Genomic DNA, 19,309 nt, shown 5'->3' with positions numbered 1-19,309 from the left:
AGCCCCGTGCCTAGCGGATGTTCGGGTCGAAGGTGAAGATCACCAGCGTGCCCAGAAGGATGGTGAACACCGTGGCGGTGTACAGCAGGCCCTTGAGCCACAGGCGCGTGTTGGCCCGCTCCGCGTAGTCGTTGATGACCGTGCGGAGGCCGTTGGCGCCGTGCAGCATGGCGAGCCAGAGCATCAGCAGGTCCCAGACCTGCCAGAACGGGGACGCCCAGCGGCCGGCCACGAAGGCGAAGCCGACCTTGGAGACGCCGCCGTCCAGCACGAGCTGGATCAGCAGGTGGCCGATGACCAGGACGACGAGGACCACGCCGGAGAGGCGCATGAAGAGCCATGCGGCCATCTCGAAGTTGCCGCGGGTCGCTCGCGGGGTCTTGCCCGTGCGCTTGCGGGGGGCCTCGATGTACGGCGCGGGGTTGTCCACGTCGTAGTGCGCGCCGCCCTCGACGGGGCCGATCGCGGTGGAGGTGTCAGCAGACATGAGTGGCGTCAGCTCCCGAACAGTTCACGTGCGGCGTGGTTGAGGACGGGGTAGACGGCACCCGCCATCAGCACGACCCAGACACCCACGACGGTCCAGAGCATCTGCTTCTGGTAGCGCGGGCCCTTGGACCAGAAGTCCACGGCGATGACCCGGAGGCCGTTCAGCGCGTGGAAGAGGATGGCGGCGACCAGGCCGTACTCCAGAAGAGCGACGATCGGCGTCTTGTAGGTCGCGACGACCTCGTCGTACGCCTCGGGGGAGACGCGGACGAGAGCGGTGTCCAGCACGTGTACGAACAGGAAGAAGAAGATGAGGACGCCGGTGACTCGATGAGCCACCCAGGACCACATTCCTTCCCGGCCGCGGTACAGCGTTCCAGCCGGCACGGAAAAACCCTCCGGGAGCGGGGATCGGGGTCGGCCGGCTTCTCTGTCGGTCTGACCCGGCCGGGTACGGTCCACCGGCCCCGGTCATCGTAGCGACGACTCGTCGGTTCGCTCGCGCGGGGTCCATCGGTGTGATCAAACAGGCACGGACGGCCTATCGCACAGGCCTGAATCGCCCTATTCCGGACGAATTCACGGTGTGGTGAGGCCGAAGGTGAGGCGGGCGCGGGCGAGCCGGCGCAGTTCGTCGGCGGCCACCACCCGCTCCTCCTCCGGTTCGTTGCCGAGACGTGACCGGATACCGGCCAGTACCCGGTCGAGCCGCTCGTCGGGCCGCACCCCGTCCAGGCTGATCACGAAGGCGTGCCCGAAGCGGCTCTCGTACGCGGCGTGCGCGGCGCCCAGCGCCATCAGGGCCGCCGGCGGGGCGTCGGGGTGCGGGGCGGCGGCGGACTCGGCGGCGAGCGCCTCGTCCAGCTCGGCCCGTGACAGGTCGTAGGAGGCCTCGTCCGCGGCGGCGAGCAGTGCGTCGAGCGTCGGGTAGGGGCGGTGCGCGCTCACTCGTTCGGCCCAGCGTCGGCTCGCGCAGCAGTCGAACAGGAGCGCCTCCACGGCCCCGGCCGGCGCGGCGTTGAAGCGGACGAGCCCGGAGAGGTGCCGGGCCGCGCCCTGCTGGGCAGGTATCGCAGGCGTGTCCGTGGAGCCCGGCTTCCGGCAGGGGGCGTGGGTGTCGCTGGTCAGCGTGGACTCCGGTGCTCCGGGACGGGTGGGGTGGGCGTGACGCAACGTTATCGACGGGATGAGGGAAGTGTCCGACGGATGCGCGAATTTCACCCGGAAGGGAGAGTTTCGGAACATGTGATGGACGATCGGGTTCCGGCCTTCCCGGCGGTCCCCCGATTGGTCGGACGGCCGTCCGTACGGGAGGATTCTCCATGATGCGTTACTCCCCACGGGTGCCTCGCCGGGGCCCCGCCCTCCTGGCGACCGCGGTGGCGCTGGCCACCGTGGCGGCCTGCTCGAACGGTTCTCCGTCAGGTCCGGGCGGCACCGGCACCTCCGCGAGCAGCGCGCCCACGAGCGCCGTACCGCCGAGCCCGACACCGACACCGACGCCCACGAAGACCTACCCCCTCTCCACGGCGCCCCGCACCATCCCCTCCGTCCGCGCCCACGAGGCCGCCCGCGGTCCCGGCTGGAAGCCCGCGCCCACGGGCGGGGTCGTCCTCGCCGCGAACAGCGAGGCCCTCGCCGACGAGGGCCGGCTGATCGCGGGGGAGCTCGGCATCCCGTACCGGGGCGCCGCCGCGGCCGGACCCGGGGACGTGGAGCTGGCCGTGGGCGGGACGGGCGCCCCCGAGTCGTACACCCTGACGGTCCGTGACGGCCGCGTCCGGATCGCGGGCCCCGACGAGGCCGGGGTCTTCTACGGCACCCGCACCCTCAAGCAGTCGGTCAAGGCCACCGGCGCGATACCCGAGGGGACCGTCACCGACCGGCCCGCGAAGCCGCAGCGCGGACTCAACGTCGACATCGCCCGCAAGCCCTTCACCGCCGCCTGGCTGGAGGACCGCATCCGCGAGATGGGCGACCTCAAGCTGAACCAGCTGGGGCTGCACTTCTCCGACGACCAGGGCTTCCGGATCGAGTCCCAGAGCCACCCCGAGGTCGTCTCGGCCCAGCACCTCACCAAGGCCGAGGTCCGCCGGATCCTCGCTCTGGCGGCGAGCCGGCACATCACCGTCGTCCCCGAGATCGACTCGCCGGGACACCTCGGCGCCGTCATCGCCGCGCACCCGGACCTCCAGCTCGTCAGCGCGAGCGGGCGGACCCCGCGCGGGGCCGTGGACATCTCCGACCCCGACTCGGCCCGGATCGTCGACGACCTGCTGCGCGAGTACTCCCAGCTGTTCCCCGGGGCCTGGTTCCACATCGGCGCCGACGAGTACGTCGCCCTCATGTCGAAGAACCCCGAGGTGACCTACCCGCAGCTGGCGCGGGCCGCGCGCGCGAAGTACGGGCCCTCCGGCCGCGTGCAGGACCTCGCCACGGGCTGGCTCAACGACCGCGCGGCCGTCGTCCGGCCCGCCGGCAAGATCCCCAAGGCCTGGAACGACGGCTTCTTCACGGGCGGCGTGGCGACCGCGGCGAAGGACATCGAGGTCGAGTACTGGACGGGCAAGGAGATCGGCGCCCGGCAGCCCGTCTCGTACCTGAGCGCGGGCCGCAAGCTGGTCAACCTCAACGACCTGTACCTGTACTACGTCCTCGGCCAGCCCAATAAGTTCACGTACCCCACGGGCCGCCGGATCTACGAGGAGTGGACGCCGCTCGTCGTGCGCGGCAGGACCCCCGTGCCGGCGCGGTACGACTCCCAGATCCTCGGCGCGCGTTTCGCGGTCTGGGGCGACCTGCCGAGGGCCCAGACGCAGGCCCAGGTGGCGGCCGGCATCCGCCTCCCGCTCACGGCCCTCGCCCAGAAGCTCTGGGACCCGTCGAAACCGACGCTGACCTGGGAGCAGTTCAAGGCGCTGGCGGCGAAGGTGTCCTGACTTTTGTCGTGGACGCGATCGGTCCGGATCGCGTACGTTCCCCCGGCGGCGGCCGAGTGGCCGCCGCTCGTTCCTTGGGGGGAACCCACCACATGCGCATGCTCAAGAACCCGAACGGCCTCTCGAAGGCCGTCGTCGCCCTGCTCGCGGGCAACATCGTCTTCGACGTCGTTCTCGGCCTGGTCGACGTCCGCAGTCTCGCGGGCGGGGACTGGGACTCCGCCGACCCGGCCGACCTCGGGGCGGGGAACCTGGTCGTGGCCTACGGCATGGCGTTCACGGTGTACGTGGCGACCGCGGTCGTCTTCATCATCTGGTTCCACCGCGTGCGGAACAACGCCGAGGTCTGGGCCTCCGACCTGCAGACCCGGACGCCGGGCTACGCCATCGGCAGCTGGTTCATCCCGATCGGCAACTTCTGGATCCCGCGGGCGGTCGCCGTCGAGATCTGGCGGGCCAGCCGCTGGCAGCCGTACGCCGCCGACGGCAAGCGGGAGCTGACGCTGCTCAACAGCTGGTGGTCGTTCCTGATCGGCGCCAACATGGTGAACTGGGTGTCCACCAAGATGTACGACGCGGCCGAGACCTCCGAGGCGTACGACATCGCGACCGTCTGGTCCCTCGTGGGCTACGGCCTCGACATCGTCGCCGCCGTCCTCGCGATCCAGTTCGTCCGCCGTCTGACCTCTATGCAGCACGCCAAGGCCACTGGCATGATTCCGGCCGCGCAGTGACGAAAAAGCGCCCCCCGGCGCAGTAGTGGAAGTACTGCGTCCGCATCGGGTGGCGAGGAGGCGTCCATGACGTCGGTGAACGGCCGGAGCCTGCTGGAACTGATCGACGGGGCTGACGAGCGAGGACTGGCCGCGGCCGGACTCGCCTGCCTCGACCGCTGTCTGCCGCTGCTCGCCCCCGACAAGGCCGACGCCTTGCGCCCCGTGTGGGCGGCCGTCGCGCGCGGCGACGGCGGCGCCTGGGGCGAGGCCGTCGCCAAGGCCCGCGTCGAGCTGGACGTCGATGGTACGGAGGAGGCCGGGGCCGTACGCGCGATGCTCGCCGAAGCCCCGCCGGCCTGGACCGCCGAGGCCCTGCGCGCCTGGGCCGGGGACTGCTCCGCCGCGGCGCTCGCCCTGCACGGGCGGTTCGACGCGGCCGGCGTGCCCGACGGCCTCGTCGAGCGCTGCCGGGCCGGGGACGCGGACGGCGCGGGCCCGCTGCTCGCCGGGGAACTCCGCCGTCAGCAGGCCGTCCTCGAGACGGTCGCCCACGGCCCGACCGGACTGCGCCGGGCACGTGAACTCTCGGTCGAGGGCGGCCGGGTGCTGCGCGCGGTCGTCTCCCGCCGGGCCCGCACCGCCTGACCGTCAGGCCTCCGGGGCCTGGATCGCGATCGAGGCGATCGTCTCCGCGATCTCCCGCTCGGCCGTGGCCTTGTCCAGGCCGAGCCCGCTCAGCACGCCCTGCCCGTCCTCGTGCTCCATGAGGGCGAGCAGGATGTGCTCGGTGCCGACGTAGTTGTGCCCGAGGCGCAGGGCCTCGCGGAACGTCAGCTCCAGGACCTTCTTCGTGTCCGCGTCGAACGGGATCAGGGCCGGGATGTCCTCGGTCCGCGGCGGCAGCGTCGGGGTCACCGCGTCCCGCACCGCCTTCTCCGTCACGTCGTGCCCGGTCAGCCACCGCATGGCGAGCGACTCGGGGTCGGCGAGCAGGCCGAGGATGAGGTGACCGGTCTGGATCTGTGCGTGGGAGGCCGCCCGGGCCTCCTCCTGCGAGGCCACGACCACGTTGCGGGCGCGCGGGGTGAAGCGGCTGAACCCGGAGTTCGGGTCCATCGTGGCGGCGCCCGGCTCCTTGGGGACGAAGCGCTTCTGGGCCGCCTGGCGGGTGACGCCCATGCTGCGGCCGATGTCGGTCCAGGAGGCGCCGGAGCGCCGGGCCTGGTCCACGAAGTGGCCGATGAGGTGGTCGGCGACGTCGCCGAGGTGGTCCGCCGCGATGACCGCGCCGGAGAGCTGTTCGAGGGCGTCCGGGTGGACCTTCTTGATGGCTTCGATGAGTTCGTCGAGACGGACAGGGACATTCATGCCGACTGGATTCGTCATGAGGCAACCTTAGGTTGACACTCCTCCACTGTCAACGGTCGGTTGACACTCGAAGGATGTACTGCGCCCCGGGAAGCGAGACATCACGAGAAAGAGTGAGAAAAGAAGGAAAGAGGAAGGGGGAAATGGGGGGAAATGGGAGACGACCGGGGCCGCCACCCCCCACAGGAGAGGCCCCGGTCGTCGTCCACGGAGCCGCAGCACGGCTCCGTACTCCTCTCTGCGCCGCCGGTGCGGTTTCTGTCACACCCTCTCGGACCGCCCGGAGGTTCCAAGTTGTACAAAGACCCCGGACCGCGTGGACGGGACACCACGACACCACGTAGCGTGCAGGTGCGCGAGGCTGCGTGGCGGTGGTGACCAGCCGCGATGATGCGGGGCGCGACCACGTCACCGACGAACAGGGTTTGGGGAGTGCTGGGGGACGACGCGGAGTTGACGGCCGCGGTGCTCGCTGCGCAGGACGGGGACGAGAACGCCTTCCGTACTGTGTACCGCGCCGTGCAACCCCGGCTGCTCGGTTACATACGCACACTGGTCGGCGAGGCGGACGCCGAGGACGTCGCCTCCGAGTCCTGGCTCCAGATAGCCCGCGACCTCGACCGCTTCGACGGCGACGCGGACCGGTTCCGCGGCTGGGCGGCCCGGATCGCCCGCAACCGCGCCCTCGACCACATCCGGATGCGCGGCCGCCGTCCCGCCGTCGGCGGCGACGAGACCGAGCTCGCCGACAAGCCCTCCGAGTCCGACACGGCCGGCGAGGCCCTGGAGGCGCTCGCCACCGGCGACACCATGCACCTGATCGCCCAGCTCCCGCAGGACCAGGCCGAGGCCGTCGTCCTGCGCGTCGTCGTCGGACTCGACGCCAAGAGCGCCGCCGACACCCTGGGCAAGCGCCCCGGCGCCGTGCGCACCGCCGCGCACCGGGGACTCAAGAAGCTCGCCGAACTCCTCGGAGCCGACGGCGGGCACGGCGGACAGGACGACGGTGCGGGAACCGCCGTCCCACTGGACGGCGTCCCTCCGCAACGCGGGCGCGCACCGGGGTCCGTGGCCCCCGGCGGTGTGACGCAATCACGTCCGCGTACGCAGAAGGACATGTGATGGCCGACGAGCGGTACCAGTGGCTCGACCAGGAGGCCGCGGAGCGGCTGCTCCGCGGCGAGCCGGTCGAGGCCGTCGACGACCGTGCGCGCGCCCAGGCCGAGCGCCTCGCCGAGGCCCTCGGAACGGCCCGTGTCCCCGCCGTCCCGCCGGCCGCGCAGTCCGAACTGCCGGGCGAGGCGGCGGCGCTCGCCGCCTTCCGCAGGGCCACCGCCGAGCGGGTGGCCGCCAAGGCGGCCGCCGGCGCGCCCGCGTCCGATCTGGGCCGGGTCCGGCTCGACCCCCTCACCGCCCCGGCGCGCCGCTGGGGACGTTCCGTGCGGTACGGACTGGCCGCCGCGGTCGCCGCCGTCACGGTCGGCGGCGTCGCCGTCGCCGCCGGCACGGGTGTGCTGCCGCTGGTCGGCCCGGCGCCCTCGAGCTCCGTCTCGGCGGGGGAGACCACGGACCCGCTCGTTTCGAAGGAGCCCGGCATACGCCAGGACCCCGAGGCACCCCCGACGGAACCGGGCGGCGGCGACCCCACGCCCGGCTCGTCCCCCTCGGCCGACTCCGGGTCCACCGCCCCGACCCCCCGCGTCCCGGACGGGGGCGGCACGGCCGTCCCGGGTACGGGTACCCCGAGGCCCGGCAGGACGCCCACGGGCGGCGTCGACACCGGTTCGGCCGATTCCCGCGAGAAGGCCCTCACCGCCTGCCGCGACTACCGCACGGGGAAGCTCGACGCCGCCGGCCGGCAGCGGCTCACGAGCACCCTGCGCAAGGGCGAGACCCTGCGGGTCTACTGCGACCGGATCCTCTCCGGCGACACCGGTACGCCCCAGGAAGGCGGCCAGAGCGGCTCCCAGGGCGACACCAAGGGCGACGAGGACAAGGGCGACCCCGACTCCGACAGCGACCGCAACGGCGGCTCGCAGGGCGGGTCCAACGGCACCTCCAACGGCACCGTCAGCGGCTCCACCGACTCCGGGAACCGGGCCGGAAGCGTCCTCCCGGACGCCCGGATCCAGGCCGGCGCCACCCTCGCGCTGTCCGCCGGAATAACCGCCGAGGCACGCGTCCCGCTCGGGGTGTAACACTTCTCGGCCCGTCGGCGCAGTACGTAATGCCGACTGGTCATCGGCCGCGCAGAGAGCCGGGGTTCCCCCCGTACCTACGGCTCCGCGCACCCGGCGCGGGTGGGACACGTTCCCCCGGTCCCACCCGCGCCCCTTCTTCCTCCCGCAGAGATTCCCCGGGCAGCCCGCCGTCCTACCAGTGGACGACGACCTTGTCGCCGACCTTCACCTGGTCGAAGAGTGCGGAGAGCTTGACCCGGTCCCGGACGTTGACGCAGCCGTGCGAGGCCCCGGCGTAGCCGCGGGCCGCGAAGTCCGCCGAGAAGTGCACGGCCTGGCCGCGGCTGAAGAACATCGCGTACGGCATGGGCGTGTGGTAGATCGTCGAGACGTGGTCGCGGCTCTTGGAGTCGACCTTGAAGAGGCCCTCACGGGTCGGCGTGTTCTCCGAGCCGAAGCGGACGTCCATCGACGAGACGACCTTGCCGTCGATCATCCAGGCCAGCGTCCGGCTCTCCTTGCTGATGCACATCACCCGGCCGGTCATGCACCGCGGGTCCGGGGTGTCCAGCTTGTTCGTCGTCGACGGCTTCAGCTCGTCGGCGGTCGGCTTGTGGGTCACGGAGAGCAGCTGCTGCCAGGTCTTCTCGTCCACCGAGCCCGTCTGCGGCAGCCCCCGGCGCGCCTGGAACTTCTTGACCGCGCCCGCGGTCATCGTCCCGTAGAAACCGGTGGGCGCCCGGTCGAAGAAGTCGAGCTGCCGCAGCCGCGCCTGGAGCTCGCGCACCTGCTCGTTCTCGTCGCCGTCGCCCATGAGGCGCTTCGGCGCGGGCGTCGCGGTGGAGGGCTTGGCGCTGGGGGACGGCGGCTTGTCGTCCGTGGTGGGCGTCGCGCTCGGGGACGAGGTCCCGGGCGCGGTCGAGCTCGGCGCGGGAGCCGTACCCGTACCGGGTCCGGTACCCGCCGCGTCCGGCGTGCAGCCGGCGGCGAGTGCCACCGCCGCGGCCGCCAGGACCACTCTGCGTATGACGGACGTGGACCGCTTCATCGTTTCCCCCCGGGGTGTGTCGTGTGTACGTAGGGATGCTTCCCGCGCGCCTGCGGTTGCGCACCTGGGGAACAGAGTGCGCATCCTGTGAGGAAGGTCCCAGCGCGCTGCCCTCCATCGCCCCACTACAGTCCGTCGCGAGGGTCGGTACCGCTGAGTAATCAGGTCTATCGGGAGGCACAACGGATGGCGCGCGAGTCGGAGTCGGGGCTGCCCATCGAGCCGGTCTACGGACCGGACGCCCTGGACGGATGGGATCCCGCCGAGAAGCTGGGTGAGCCGGGCTCGTACCCCTTCACGCGCGGTGTGTACCCCTCGATGTACACCGGCCGGCCCTGGACCATGCGGCAGTACGCCGGCTTCGGCACCGCCGTCGAGTCCAACGCCCGCTACAAGCAGCTCATCGCCAACGGCACCATGGGCCTGTCGGTCGCCTTCGACCTGCCGACCCAGATGGGCCACGACTCCGACGCCCCGATCGCGCACGGCGAGGTCGGCAAGGTCGGCGTCGCCATCGACTCGATCGACGACATGCGCGTCCTGTTCGACGGGATCCCGCTGGACAAGGTCTCCACGTCGATGACGATCAACGCTCCCGGCGCGCTCCTCCTCCTGCTCTACCAGCTCGTCGGCGAGGAGCAGGGCGTCCCGGCGGACAAGCTGACCGGCACCATCCAGAACGACGTGCTCAAGGAGTACATCGCCCGCGGCACGTACATCTTCCCGCCGAAGCCCTCGCTGCGGCTGATCGCCGACATCTTCAAGTACTGCAGGGCCGAGATCCCGAAGTGGAACACGATCTCGATCTCCGGCTACCACATGGCCGAGGCCGGTGCCTCGCCCGCGCAGGAGATCGCGTTCACCCTCGCGGACGGCATCGAGTACGTCCGCACGGCCGTCGCCGCCGGCATGGACGTCGACGACTTCGCGCCCCGGCTCTCCTTCTTCTTCGTGGCCCGTACGACGATCCTGGAGGAGGTCGCCAAGTTCCGGGCGGCCCGCCGGATCTGGGCGCGGGTGATGAAGGAGGAGTTCGGCGCGAAGAACCCCAAGTCGCTGATGCTCCGCTTCCACACCCAGACCGCCGGCGTGCAGCTCACCGCCCAGCAGCCCGAGGTCAATCTGGTGCGCGTCGCCGTCCAGGGCCTCGCGGCCGTCCTCGGCGGCACGCAGTCGCTGCACACCAACTCCTTCGACGAGGCCATCGCCCTGCCGACGGACAAGTCCGCCCGCCTCGCCCTGCGCACCCAGCAGGTCCTGGCGTACGAGACGGACGTCACCGCCACCGTCGACCCCTTCGCCGGCTCGTACGTCGTCGAGAGGATGACGGACGACGTCGAGGCCGCCGCCGTGGAGCTGATGGGCCGGGTCGAGGAGATGGGCGGCGCGGTCAGCGCCATCGAGCGCGGCTTCCAGAAGAACGAGATCGAGCGCTCGGCCTACCGGATCGCGCAGGAGACCGACAGCGGCGAGCGGGTCGTCGTCGGCGTCAACCGCTACACGATCGACGTCGAGGAGCCCTACGAGCCGCTCCGCGTCGACCCCGCCATCGAGGCCCAGCAGGCCGCGCGCCTCGCCCGGCTGCGGTCCGAGCGCGACCAGGCGGCCGTGGACGCGGCGCTCGCCGAGCTCAGGAAGGCCGCCGAGGGCACGGACAACGTCCTCTACCCGATGAAGGACGCCCTCAAGGCCCGGGCCACCGTCGGCGAGGTCTGCGACGCGCTGCGCGGGGTCTGGGGCACGTACGTCCCGACTGACGCGTTCTGACCGATTCCAGCTGTTGAAACCTAAAGCGGAGTGTCGTACCGGTGTGCGACACTCCGCTTCATGCTGGGTGTCACCGATCTACCGACCTATCTCGCCGGGCTCGTCCTCATCATCCTCCTCCCGGGGCCGAACTCGCTGTACGTGCTGTCCGTCGCCGCCCGCAAGGGCACCCGCACCGGATACAAGGCCGCCGCCGGGGTGTTCACCGGCGACGCCGTCCTGATGACGCTCGCCGCGCTCGGCGCCGCCTCGCTGCTCCAGACCACCCCGTTCCTCTTCATGATCGTGAAGTACGCGGGCGCGGGCTATCTCACCTGGATGGCGATCGGCATGCTGCGGGCCGCCCTGGCCATGTGGCGCACCCGGCACGAGGTCGCCGCGGCGCCGGACACCGAGGCGGACGCCGGCCCGTCCGAGCACCCGTACCGCCGCGCGCTGATCATCAGCCTCTTCAACCCGAAGGCGATCCTCTTCCTGATCTCCTTCTTCGTGCAGTTCGTGGACCCGTCCTACGCCTACCCGGCGCTCTCCTTCCTGGTCCTCGGCACCCTGCTCCAGCTCGGCAGCTTCCTCTACCTGACGACCCTCATCTTCGGCGGGACGCGGCTCGCCGCCGCCTTCCGCCGCCGCAAGCGCCTCTCCGCCGGAGCCACCTCCGCCGCCGGCGCCCTCTTCCTCGGCTTCGCCGCGAAGCTCTCGCTCAGCAGCGCCGCCTGACCCGGACTGCTTGACCCTCACACCGTGTGAGGCCGTTCCGTAGGGGGCGTCATGTTCACCATCGGAGACTTCGCCCGGCATGGGCGCGTGTCGGTCCGGATGCTGCGCCACTACGACGCCATCGGACTGCTGCGCCCGGCCCACGTCGACCCGCACAGCGGCTACCGCTTCTACTCGGCGGACCAGCTCGCCCTGCTCAACCGCGTCATCGCGCTCAAGGACCTCGGCTTCACCCTGGAACAGGTGGGGTCGATCCTCCGGGACGAGATCGGAGCGGAGGAACTGCGCGGGATGCTGCGGCTGCGCCGGGCCGAGCTGGAAGCGGCCCTGGAGGAGGCGCGGGCCCGGCTCGCCCAGGTCGGTGCGAGGCTCCACGCCATCGAGAGCGAGGGACACATGTCCACGCAGGACGTCGTCGTCAAGAAGGTTCCCGCCGTCCGGATCGCCGAGCTGAGCGCGGTCGCGGCCAGCTTCGGCCCGCAGGACATCGGCCCGGTCATCGGGCCGCTGTACGAGGAGCTGTGCGGCCGCCTCGAAGCGGCCGGGCTCACCGGTTTCGGCCCGGGGATCGCGTACTACGAGGACGCGGGCAGGGGGGACGGCTCGGTCCTCGTGCACGCGGGGACGACCGTCCCCGAGGGCACGGTCGTGGAGGGCGTCCTGGTGCACGTCCTGCCCGGCATCGAGGAGGCGGCGACCGTCATCCACCGGGGTTCGATGGACACCGTCCTGCCGACGGCGCAGACCCTGGCCCGCTGGATCGAGACCCACGGGTACAAGACGCGGCACTACGCGCGCGAGCTGTACCTGGAGTGCCCGGAGGACCGGTCCCAGTGGGTGACGGAGATCCAGGAGGCGATCGTCCGCGCCTGACCGGGCGACAGCCCTGCGGGCCCGGGAACCCCCGCACGGGTTCCCGGGCCCGCCGTTTCGGTGGGGCTCCTACTTCCGCAGCGCCTTGCGCAGCCGCAGCGCGCGGCGCGCGAGCCGGCGGACCTTGGGGTGGCGGGGGATCGGCAGGCCGCCCGGCAGGCTCAGGACGGTGAGACGGCGGCGGGTGAAGTGATGCCGGGTGCGCTCGGCGAGCGGCCCCGAGAGGTGCCGTACCGCCTGCTCCCGCAGCTCCGGGCGCAGCTTCGGCTGCATCGCGAAGCCGACCGCCGCGACCAGGTCGTTCAGCTCCTCCGTACCGACCTCGCCGCCGCCCCCTTCCACGGCCTCCAGGGGAGGGACGACCGCGTCGACGACCGTGAGCGGGATCCGGTTGCTGTTCTGGAACGGGCTGAGCCGCTCCAGGAGGGTGCGCGTCCCGACCCGGGCGACCGGCACCCCGTAGAAGGTCGACGCCGTGAGCAGCGCCGTGGAGAAGCAGCCGACGACGAGCGCAGGCCGCAGCTCGCGGTAGAGCACCTCGGCGAGGACCGGCCGGTCCTCGACGGTCAGGGTGGCGCCGAGCTCCTCCGCCGCCTCCGCGAGGGTCCGCGACCAGGCGTCCGGGGCCATCGGGTGCGGCTTGAAGACGAGCCGCCGGTGGCCGCGGGCGATCGCGCCCCGGACCATCCGCAGGTGCAGCTCCTCCTCCTCGGCGACGGTCAGCAGGTTCAGCGCGGCCAGGTACTGGCCGAGGAGCAGGGCGGGGCTCTCCCCGGCGGCACCGTCGGACCCGGCGGCGGGCCCCGCCAGCTCCTCCACGACCTTGGTGAACGCCTCCGTCGCCACCCGCTCCGGCACCGCCCCGAACTCGGCGAGCAGCAGCGGCGAGAGGCCGGGGACGAGGTCCAGGTGGAGCAGCCGGCCCACGCGCCCGCCGATCAGCGGGTCGATCTTGTTGCGGGTCGGCCCGTAGCTCATCAGCCCGTCCGCGTACACCGTGATCGGCGCGTCGGGCAGCAGCTGGGCGATGGCCAGCGCGGGCGTCACCTGGAGCGATTCCAGGGCGAGTTCGACGCGGTCGTCGCCGAGGTCCCAGAGCCTGTGCAGATGGCGCTGGAGCATCGGAAGGTCGCTCGGGCGCGGGGTCCAGCCGGACGGGTGGAGCGGGGAGATCGTCTCGTTCCAGGACAGCACGGCGTCGAAGCGGCCGCGCAGCGCCTCGAAGCCCTCGGCCTCGTCCAGGGCCGGGGTCGTCTCCGGCACCGCCGCGTTGTTCGTGACGAGGAGGATCCGCCGGTCGGCGGGCCCGAAGCAGCCGCTGTCGAGGGCGGCGGCGAGCGTCACCGCGCCGTAGAGGGTGGAGGCGCAGAAGATCTGGGTGGTCCGGCGGGCACTCACGCGGCCACCTCCGAGGAACCGGTGTCCGCCTCGCGCACCGGTGCCGTCGGCGGCGGCGCGGGGCGGCGCCTGCGCAGCCGGCGCAGCATCGTCGCGCGGTCCCCGCCCATCGCGGTCAGGGCCTCGTCGAGGACGTCCTGCGGCATCCGCCGCAGCGCGCCCGCGCTCATCGACTTCAGCAGCCGCGCCACCTCGGGCTCGAACCTCTCGATCGAACCGATGTGATGGGAAATCACCGCGCAATACGTACGGACGGCCTTGGGAAGAAGAAGCTCCGCGTCTGTGTCCTGCGCCGTTTCCTCGATCACCTGGTCGAATGCGCGGATGAAATCCAATTGCCGGACGTCGCCGATCTGAGTGAGCGAGGTCGCCACCCCGCGCCGGTAGAACACACCGAGTTCTCCGATCGCGGCGAACGATTCCGCCTCGCGGTGGAGTTTCCAGATCCACGGCCGGTCCTCGGCCGTGCGGAGGCCGTGCGGGAAGTGCAGCAGACCCCGGTCCAGGAGCCGCCGGTGGTAGATCCCGGCCCAGGCGTACGGGTAGTCGACCGAGGTCGTCCGGTGCGCCGGCAGGATCGCGTCCCGCGTGCGCAGCACCTCGCCGCGCCGGGGGACCGGCACCCGGCGCACCGCGCGGTTGCGGCCGGTGACCGTGACGTGGTCGGTGCGCAGGAAGTCGCACCGCAGCTCCTCGGCGGCGGCGACGAGCCGCTCGTAGTAGCCGGGCGCGAGCCAGTCGTCCCCGTCGAGGAAGGCGATGTACTCGCCGCCGGCGGCGTCCAGGCCGGTGTTCCGGGCCGTGGCGAGGCCCTCGTTGTGCTCGTGCCTGATCAGGACGGCACCCGGGATCTCGTGCGCGGCCCGTTCGAGGAGCTCCGGGGTCCCGTCCGACGAGCAGTCGTCGACAAGCAGGAACTCGAAGTCCTCGCGGGCGTTGGCCCGCAGGCTCGTGAGGGTGTCGGGGGCGTATGTCTGCACGTTGAAGAACGGCACGACGACGGAGAGCTTGACCACGCGGCCGACGCTAGGCGCCGCCCCGGCATTACCGCCGACCGCCGGGCAGCTTTTCGGTGAACACCAAGCGGCGGGCCGATTAACCGCCTTTACCCGCAGGGGAAATCGGCCGCCCCGCGTCCGGAATACGACCCGCTTCAACGGGCGGAGAGGCTCTGTTCACCGTTTGTTGTGGCTCAGTTGGGCCGGAAAGCGGAATGCCCTTCTAGCGTCCTCGACGTGCCAGCAAGTACCAGAGAAGCGGTGCGGGTCGCCGTACTCGCCGACTCCGACACCCGGTGGAAATGGGGCGCCCTCACCGCGCGCCGCATCACCACGGCGACCGCCGAACCCACCGGCTTCGTCCTGCGCGGACGGGCCACGCCCACCGCGCGCCAGCTCGCCGAGACCGGGGTGTCCACGACCGCCCCGCGCGAGGTGACGGGCGCGGACTTCCTGCGCGCGGTACGGGACGCGGAGACGCGCGGCGAGGGATACGACGTCCTCGTGCTCGCCCTGGTCGGCGGCACCGTCCGCGCCGTCCTCCAGGGCCTGGCCGACCTCGCCCTGGAGCGGCGCCCGGTGATCGTCACCGGCTATGTCGGCGTCGTCTACGAGAAGCTGACCGACGGCCTCCTGCTGCGCCACGGCGCCGACGTGGTCCTCGCCAACTCCCGCCACGACGCCGAGCGTTTCCGCGCCGTGTACGAGGGCGTGGGCGCCGGCGCCGACTCGGTCGTCGAGGCCGCGCTGCCCTTCCTCGGCGGCGCCCCGCACACCCCCGAGGCCGGCCGCGACACCCTGGTCTTCGCGGCGCAGCCCTCCGTGCCCGCCACCCGCGCCGAACGGGCCTACGTCCTACGGCGGTTGATCGGGCACGCCCGCCTCCACCCGGGCCGCGAGGTCCTCCTCAAGCTCCGCTCCAAGCCGGGCGAACACACCACGCACCTGGAGGAGTTCCCCTTCCAGAAGCTGGTGCGCGAGCTCGACCCGCCGGACAACTTCCGTCTCGTGTACGGGCACATGGGCGAGGTCCTCGACCGCACGGACCTCCTCGTCACCGTCTCCTCGACGGCCGCCCTCGAAGCGCTCCACCGCCGGATCCCCACCGCGATCCTCACCGACCTCGGGGTCCGCGAGGCGCTCGGCAACCACCACTTCGTCGGCTCCGGCCTGCTGACCTCCTTCGACCGGCTCGACAAGGGGCACGCGCCGACACCCGACGAGACCTGGCTCGCCCGGCAGGGCGTGGCCTCCGACAGCCCGTACGAGGCCGCCTTCGACGCGGCCCGCGACCGGGTCGCCGAACTCCTCGCGCTCCCCGCGCTGCCCCCGATCAGCCCCTACTACACCGCGGAGACGGCGCCCGGCTACCTGCCCGGGATCCTCGCCCGCCACCGCCTGGACGTCACCGCGCCCGAGCCCCGCGAGAGCGGCCTGCGCCGGGTCGTCCGGGAGGCCGCGCGGGGCGCGTACCGCCACGGCGTGCAGCGCGTGGCCCCCGTCATCCGCCGCCTGGGAGAACTGTGATGACCCCGATCGTGCCGACCGTCCTCGCCGTCATCCCCGCCCGGGGCGGCTCGAAGGGCGTGCCCGCCAAGAACCTCGCCCCCGTGGCCGGTGTCCCGCTCGTCTCCCGCGCCGTCCACGCCTGCCTCGGCGCCCGCGCCGTCACCCACGTCGTGGTCTCCACCGACGACCCCGCCATCGCGGCCGTGGCCCGCACCGCCGGAGCCGAGGCCGTCCAGCGGCCCGCCGAGATCGCGGGCGACACCGCCACCAGCGAGGCGGCCGTCCTGCACGCGATGGACGCCTTCGAGGCCACCCACGGCCGCCCGGCCGACGTGGTCCTCCTCGTCCAGTGCACCAGCCCCTTCCTCACCTCCGCCGAGGTCGCCGAGACCGCCGAGCGGATCACCTCGGGCGCCGCCGACACCGCCTTCACGGCCGCCCCGTCCCACGGCTTCCTCTGGCGCGCGACCGAGTCGGGCGCCGAGGGCGTCAACCACGACAAGGCGTACCGCCCGCGCCGCCAGGACCGGGAGCCCGAGTACCTGGAGACCGGCGCCGTCTACGCGATGGACGCGGCCGGCTTCCGTACCCACGGGCACCGCTTCTTCGGCCGCACCGCGCTCGTCGTCACCGACCCCGCCCGGGTCCTGGAGATCGACGACCCGCACGACCTCGCCCGCGCCAAGGCCCTCGCGCCGCTCCTCGACGAGCCCGTCACGCCCGGCTTCGCCGACGTCGACGCCGTCGTCCTCGACTTCGACGGCACCCAGACCGACGACCGGGTCCATCTCGACGCCGAAGGGCGCGAGTTCGTCTCCGCGCACCGCGGCGACGGCCTCGGCATCGCGGCCCTGCGCCGCGCCGGACTGCCCGTCCTCATCCTCTCCACCGAACAGAACGCCGTCGTCGCCGCCCGCGCCCGCAAGCTCAAGATCCCCGTCCTGCACGGCATCGACCGCAAGGACCGCGCCCTCAAGGAGTGGTGCGAGGCCGAGGGCATCGACCCGCAGCGCGTCCTCTACGCCGGCAACGACGTCAACGACCTGCCCTGCTTCCACCTCGTCGGCTGGCCCGTCGCGGTGAGCAGCGCCCACGACTCCGTACGGGCCGCCGCCCGGGCGGTCACCGTCACCCCGGGCGGCTCCGGAGCGATCCGCGAGATCGCCGCCTGGCTCCTCGGACCCGAGCTGAACACCCCCAACCCGTAAGGAACCGCACCATGAGCACCCGTCTGCGCACCCTCGGCACCAAGACCGCCGGCCCGGGTCAGTCCGTCTACGTCTGCGGCGAGATCGGCATCAACCACAACGGCGACCTCGACAACGCCTTCAAGCTGATCGACGTGGCCGCCGAGGCCGGCTGCGACGCCGTCAAGTTCCAGAAGCGCACCCCGGAGATCTGCACCCCGCGCGACCAGTGGGACATCGAGCGCGACACCCCCTGGGGCCGGATGACGTACATCGACTACCGCCACCGCGTGGAGTTCGGCGAGGACGAGTACCGCGCCATCGACGAGCACTGCAAGGAGCGCGGCATCGACTGGTTCGCCTCCCCGTGGGACACCGAGGCCGTCGCCTTCCTGGAGAAGTTCGACGTTCCCGCCCACAAGGTCGCCTCCGCCTCCCTCACCGACGACGAGCTGCTCCGCGAGCTGCGCGCCACCGGCCGCACGGTGATCCTCTCCACCGGCATGTCGACGCCCAAGCAGATCCGCCACGCCGTCGAGGTCCTGGGCAGCGACAACATCCTGCTCTGCCACGCCACCTCCACGTACCCGGCCAAGGCCGAGGAGCTCAACCTGCGCGTCATCCAGACGCTCCAGGAGGAGTACCCGAACGTCCCGATCGGCTACTCCGGCCACGAGACCGGCCTCCAGACCACGCTCGCCGCCGTCGCCCTCGGCGCCACCTTCGTCGAGCGCCACATCACCCTCGACCGCGCCATGTGGGGCTCCGACCAGGCCGCCTCCGTCGAGCCGCAGGGCCTCCAGCGCCTGGTCCGCGACATCCGCACCATCGAGACCGCGCTCGGCGACGGCGTCAAGAAGGTGTACGAGTCGGAGCTCGGCCCGATGAAGAAGCTCCGCCGGGTCCAGGGCGCCGTCGCCGCATGACCGGGCAGCTGGCGTTCGTCGAGAGCCCGGTCCAGCTCCTCAACGTCCTGGAATGGGCACACACGCGGAACACCGGTGTGCCCGCTACGGAGGCGGACGCCACCCCGCCCCTCACCGTCGTCGTCCTCTCACCGACCGACCCCATGTCGCGGGGCCAGCTGCGCCGCATGGCCCAGCTGGCCCGCGACCAGGGCCTCACCGTCCACTGGCAGGAGGCCCGCGGCGGCCGCGGCGCGCTCGTCCGCACCCTGCGCGAGCTCGCCCGGCCGCTGCGCTCGGCGGATCGGGTCATCATCGGGGACCCGTTCTCCCGGTACGTCCAGCTCCTCCTGACGCTCTTCGCCCCCCGGCACCTCACGGTCGTCGACGACGGCACCGCGACCATGGAGTACGCCGCCCAGCTCGGCCGCGGCGAGCGCCTGGTGCGCTGGCACCGCAAGGGCAACCTCGGCCCGCGCGAGCTGGTCCTCGCCCCCGTGACCAGGCTCGCCCGGCGGAAGCTCGCCCCCACCCGGGGCCGTACCGTCGAGATCTTCACCTCGCTGCCCGTGGAGGCCCCGCCCGGCGTCACGGTCACCGAGAACACGTACGCCTGGACCCGGGACACCTTCGGCCCGCCGCTGCTCACCGGCGGCGCGGACCTGGTCGGCACCTCGCTCGTCGAGACGGGCGTCGTCGACGCCGACCACTACGCGCGCGTGGTGAGCGAGCTCGCCCGCGCCCACGGCGCCACCCGCTACTTCGCGCACCGCCGGGAGAGCGCCGAGAAGCTGCACCGGATCGCGGTCGAGACGGGCCTCCAGGTCGTCCGGCCCGACCTTCCCCTGGAGCTGATCGCCCGGCGCGGCCCCATCGGACGCACGGTCGTCAGCTTCCCGTCCACGGTCGTGCACACCCTGCCACTGGCCCTCGCCGGCACCGGGGTGAAGGTCGCCGTCATCGAGATAGCCCCCGAGTGGCTGCGGGCGACCGCCTCACCGCGTGCGCAGGGCTTCCTGTCCGGGGTGGCGGGCACCGCGGCCCACGAGGTCGACCGGCTCACCACCCGGGCGGCACACTCGGCCGATCGGCTCGAATTCGGCTGAGCGTACCCACTGGGAGTGACCTTCATGCCTGGGAAACCGAGATTCTTTCCCCTAAGGGGCTGAAATTCTCGTGATCAACGGGCAGTTGACCTCTCCACGGGCCTACCCT

The 19,309-nt window shown here is 72.1% G+C and carries 19 protein-coding genes; 12 read left to right on the top strand and 7 right to left on the bottom strand.

The genetic code is table 11. The features are described 5' to 3' along the window. Positions 1 to 10: 10 nt before the first annotated feature. The 3 genes from AC07AW_RS04275 to AC07AW_RS04265 form a co-directional block, all read right to left on the bottom strand. Complete coding sequence (locus AC07AW_RS04275) at positions 11 to 487, bottom strand: succinate dehydrogenase hydrophobic membrane anchor subunit (protein WP_478813974.1); 477 nt, start codon at positions 485 to 487, stop codon at positions 11 to 13. A gap of 8 nt (positions 488 to 495) precedes the next feature. After that, positions 496 to 876, bottom strand: a complete 381-nt coding sequence (gene sdhC, locus AC07AW_RS04270; protein WP_041130883.1) for a succinate dehydrogenase, cytochrome b556 subunit — start codon at positions 874 to 876, stop codon at positions 496 to 498. 192 nt (positions 877 to 1,068) lie between these two features. Then, positions 1,069 to 1,662, bottom strand: coding sequence for a 2-oxo-4-hydroxy-4-carboxy-5-ureidoimidazoline decarboxylase (locus AC07AW_RS04265; protein ID WP_478813973.1), 594 nt, complete (start codon positions 1,660 to 1,662; stop codon positions 1,069 to 1,071). 149 nt (positions 1,663 to 1,811) lie between these two features. On the opposite strand from AC07AW_RS04265, the gene AC07AW_RS04260 reads away from it, so the two are divergent. The 3 genes from AC07AW_RS04260 (at position 1,812) to AC07AW_RS04250 (ending at position 4,789) form a co-directional block, all read left to right on the top strand. Further along, a complete protein-coding gene (locus AC07AW_RS04260) occupies positions 1,812 to 3,428 on the top strand; it encodes a beta-N-acetylhexosaminidase (RefSeq protein WP_478813972.1) in 1,617 nt (538 codons plus the stop codon). A gap of 92 nt (positions 3,429 to 3,520) precedes the next feature. Then, positions 3,521 to 4,162, top strand: coding sequence for a DUF4328 domain-containing protein (locus tag AC07AW_RS04255; protein WP_478813971.1), 642 nt, complete (start codon positions 3,521 to 3,523; stop codon positions 4,160 to 4,162). A gap of 66 nt (positions 4,163 to 4,228) precedes the next feature. Then, the gene (locus AC07AW_RS04250) at positions 4,229 to 4,789 is read left to right on the top strand and encodes a hypothetical protein (RefSeq protein WP_478813970.1); all 561 of its coding nucleotides are present in this window, start codon (positions 4,229 to 4,231) and stop codon (positions 4,787 to 4,789) included. Between the two features lie 3 nt (positions 4,790 to 4,792). On the opposite strand, the gene AC07AW_RS04245 is transcribed toward AC07AW_RS04250, so the two are convergent. Beyond that, a complete protein-coding gene (locus AC07AW_RS04245; RefSeq protein ID WP_478813969.1) occupies positions 4,793 to 5,530 on the bottom strand; it encodes a Clp protease N-terminal domain-containing protein in 738 nt (245 codons plus the stop codon). A 414-nt stretch (positions 5,531 to 5,944) separates the two neighbouring features. Between AC07AW_RS04245 and AC07AW_RS04240 the strand changes: the two genes are divergently transcribed. Together AC07AW_RS04240 and AC07AW_RS04235 are read left to right on the top strand one after the other, a co-directional pair. Continuing rightward, positions 5,945 to 6,634 (top strand): RNA polymerase sigma factor, encoded by a 690-nt coding sequence (locus AC07AW_RS04240; RefSeq protein WP_478813968.1) that lies wholly within the window; start codon positions 5,945 to 5,947, stop codon positions 6,632 to 6,634. Continuing rightward, entirely contained in the window at positions 6,634 to 7,710 is a 1,077-nt protein-coding gene (locus AC07AW_RS04235) for a hypothetical protein (RefSeq protein WP_478813967.1), read from the top strand. Before AC07AW_RS04240 ends, AC07AW_RS04235 begins: the two co-directional genes overlap by 1 nt. 175 nt (positions 7,711 to 7,885) lie before the next feature. Here the strand turns inward: AC07AW_RS04235 and AC07AW_RS04230 are convergent, their stop codons facing one another. Then, on the bottom strand, positions 7,886 to 8,740 hold the full coding sequence (locus AC07AW_RS04230; protein WP_478813966.1) for a L,D-transpeptidase family protein: 855 nt from the start codon (positions 8,738 to 8,740) through the stop codon (positions 7,886 to 7,888). 186 nt (positions 8,741 to 8,926) lie between these two features. On the opposite strand from AC07AW_RS04230, the gene AC07AW_RS04225 reads away from it, so the two are divergent. Genes AC07AW_RS04225 through AC07AW_RS04215 form a run of 3 tightly spaced genes read left to right on the top strand, consistent with a single transcriptional unit; the run spans position 8,927 to position 12,097 of the window. Beyond that, positions 8,927 to 10,507: an acyl-CoA mutase large subunit family protein gene (locus tag AC07AW_RS04225; RefSeq protein ID WP_478813965.1), complete on the top strand. Its 1,581-nt coding sequence runs from the start codon at positions 8,927 to 8,929 to the stop codon at positions 10,505 to 10,507. 60 nt (positions 10,508 to 10,567) lie between these two features. Then, complete coding sequence (gene leuE, locus AC07AW_RS04220; RefSeq protein WP_478813964.1) at positions 10,568 to 11,224, top strand: leucine efflux protein LeuE; 657 nt, start codon at positions 10,568 to 10,570, stop codon at positions 11,222 to 11,224. A gap of 51 nt (positions 11,225 to 11,275) precedes the next feature. Then, positions 11,276 to 12,097, top strand: coding sequence for a MerR family transcriptional regulator (locus AC07AW_RS04215; RefSeq protein ID WP_478813963.1), 822 nt, complete (start codon positions 11,276 to 11,278; stop codon positions 12,095 to 12,097). Between the two features lie 69 nt (positions 12,098 to 12,166). On the opposite strand, the gene AC07AW_RS04210 is transcribed toward AC07AW_RS04215, so the two are convergent. Then, complete coding sequence (locus AC07AW_RS04210) at positions 12,167 to 13,495, bottom strand: alpha-2,8-polysialyltransferase family protein (protein ID WP_478813962.1); 1,329 nt, start codon at positions 13,493 to 13,495, stop codon at positions 12,167 to 12,169. Beyond that, positions 13,492 to 14,511, bottom strand: coding sequence for a glycosyltransferase family 2 protein (locus AC07AW_RS04205; protein WP_478813961.1), 1,020 nt, complete (start codon positions 14,509 to 14,511; stop codon positions 13,492 to 13,494). The genes AC07AW_RS04210 and AC07AW_RS04205 overlap by 4 nt, the downstream gene beginning before the upstream one ends. 219 nt (positions 14,512 to 14,730) lie before the next feature. Between AC07AW_RS04205 and AC07AW_RS04200 the strand changes: the two genes are divergently transcribed. The 4 genes from AC07AW_RS04200 to AC07AW_RS04185 are packed head-to-tail and all read left to right on the top strand — an operon-like array spanning position 14,731 to position 19,200. Further along, positions 14,731 to 16,020 (top strand): DUF6716 putative glycosyltransferase, encoded by a 1,290-nt coding sequence (locus AC07AW_RS04200; protein ID WP_478813960.1) that lies wholly within the window; start codon positions 14,731 to 14,733, stop codon positions 16,018 to 16,020. Next, positions 16,020 to 17,210, top strand: a complete 1,191-nt coding sequence (locus tag AC07AW_RS04195) for a cytidylyltransferase domain-containing protein (protein WP_478813959.1) — start codon at positions 16,020 to 16,022, stop codon at positions 17,208 to 17,210. The genes AC07AW_RS04200 and AC07AW_RS04195 overlap by 1 nt, the downstream gene beginning before the upstream one ends. Before the next feature lie 11 nt (positions 17,211 to 17,221). Further along, positions 17,222 to 18,115: an N-acetylneuraminate synthase family protein gene (locus tag AC07AW_RS04190; protein WP_478813958.1), complete on the top strand. Its 894-nt coding sequence runs from the start codon at positions 17,222 to 17,224 to the stop codon at positions 18,113 to 18,115. After that, on the top strand, positions 18,112 to 19,200 hold the full coding sequence (locus tag AC07AW_RS04185; RefSeq protein ID WP_478813957.1) for a hypothetical protein: 1,089 nt from the start codon (positions 18,112 to 18,114) through the stop codon (positions 19,198 to 19,200). The genes AC07AW_RS04190 and AC07AW_RS04185 overlap by 4 nt, the downstream gene beginning before the upstream one ends. Positions 19,201 to 19,309 lie beyond the last annotated feature (109 nt).

The sequence above is a fragment of the Streptomyces sp. NPDC044003 genome (assembly GCF_056435185.1).
The sequence above is the reverse complement of the archived record's forward strand: the minus strand, read 5'-3'. Positions and strand labels throughout refer to the sequence as shown.

Bases quoted from the DNA above. Each gene is read 5' to 3' on its own strand.
- AC07AW_RS04275 (WP_478813974.1), bottom strand. From the start codon at position 487: ATGTCTGCTGACACCTCCACCGCGATCGGCCCCGTCGAGGGCGGCGCG.
- AC07AW_RS04260 (WP_478813972.1), top strand. From the start codon at position 1,812: ATGATGCGTTACTCCCCACGGGTGCCTCGCCGGGGCCCCGCCCTCCTG.
- AC07AW_RS04255 (WP_478813971.1), top strand. From the start codon at position 3,521: ATGCGCATGCTCAAGAACCCGAACGGCCTCTCGAAGGCCGTCGTCGCC.
- AC07AW_RS04250 (WP_478813970.1), top strand. From the start codon at position 4,229: ATGACGTCGGTGAACGGCCGGAGCCTGCTGGAACTGATCGACGGGGCT.
- AC07AW_RS04245 (WP_478813969.1), bottom strand. From the start codon at position 5,530: ATGACGAATCCAGTCGGCATGAATGTCCCTGTCCGTCTCGACGAACTC.
- AC07AW_RS04235 (WP_478813967.1), top strand. From the start codon at position 6,634: ATGGCCGACGAGCGGTACCAGTGGCTCGACCAGGAGGCCGCGGAGCGG.
- AC07AW_RS04230 (WP_478813966.1), bottom strand. From the start codon at position 8,740: ATGAAGCGGTCCACGTCCGTCATACGCAGAGTGGTCCTGGCGGCCGCG.
- AC07AW_RS04225 (WP_478813965.1), top strand. From the start codon at position 8,927: ATGGCGCGCGAGTCGGAGTCGGGGCTGCCCATCGAGCCGGTCTACGGA.
- leuE (WP_478813964.1), top strand. From the start codon at position 10,568: ATGCTGGGTGTCACCGATCTACCGACCTATCTCGCCGGGCTCGTCCTC.
- AC07AW_RS04215 (WP_478813963.1), top strand. From the start codon at position 11,276: ATGTTCACCATCGGAGACTTCGCCCGGCATGGGCGCGTGTCGGTCCGG.
- AC07AW_RS04195 (WP_478813959.1), top strand. From the start codon at position 16,020: ATGACCCCGATCGTGCCGACCGTCCTCGCCGTCATCCCCGCCCGGGGC.
- AC07AW_RS04190 (WP_478813958.1), top strand. From the start codon at position 17,222: ATGAGCACCCGTCTGCGCACCCTCGGCACCAAGACCGCCGGCCCGGGT.
- AC07AW_RS04185 (WP_478813957.1), top strand. From the start codon at position 18,112: ATGACCGGGCAGCTGGCGTTCGTCGAGAGCCCGGTCCAGCTCCTCAAC.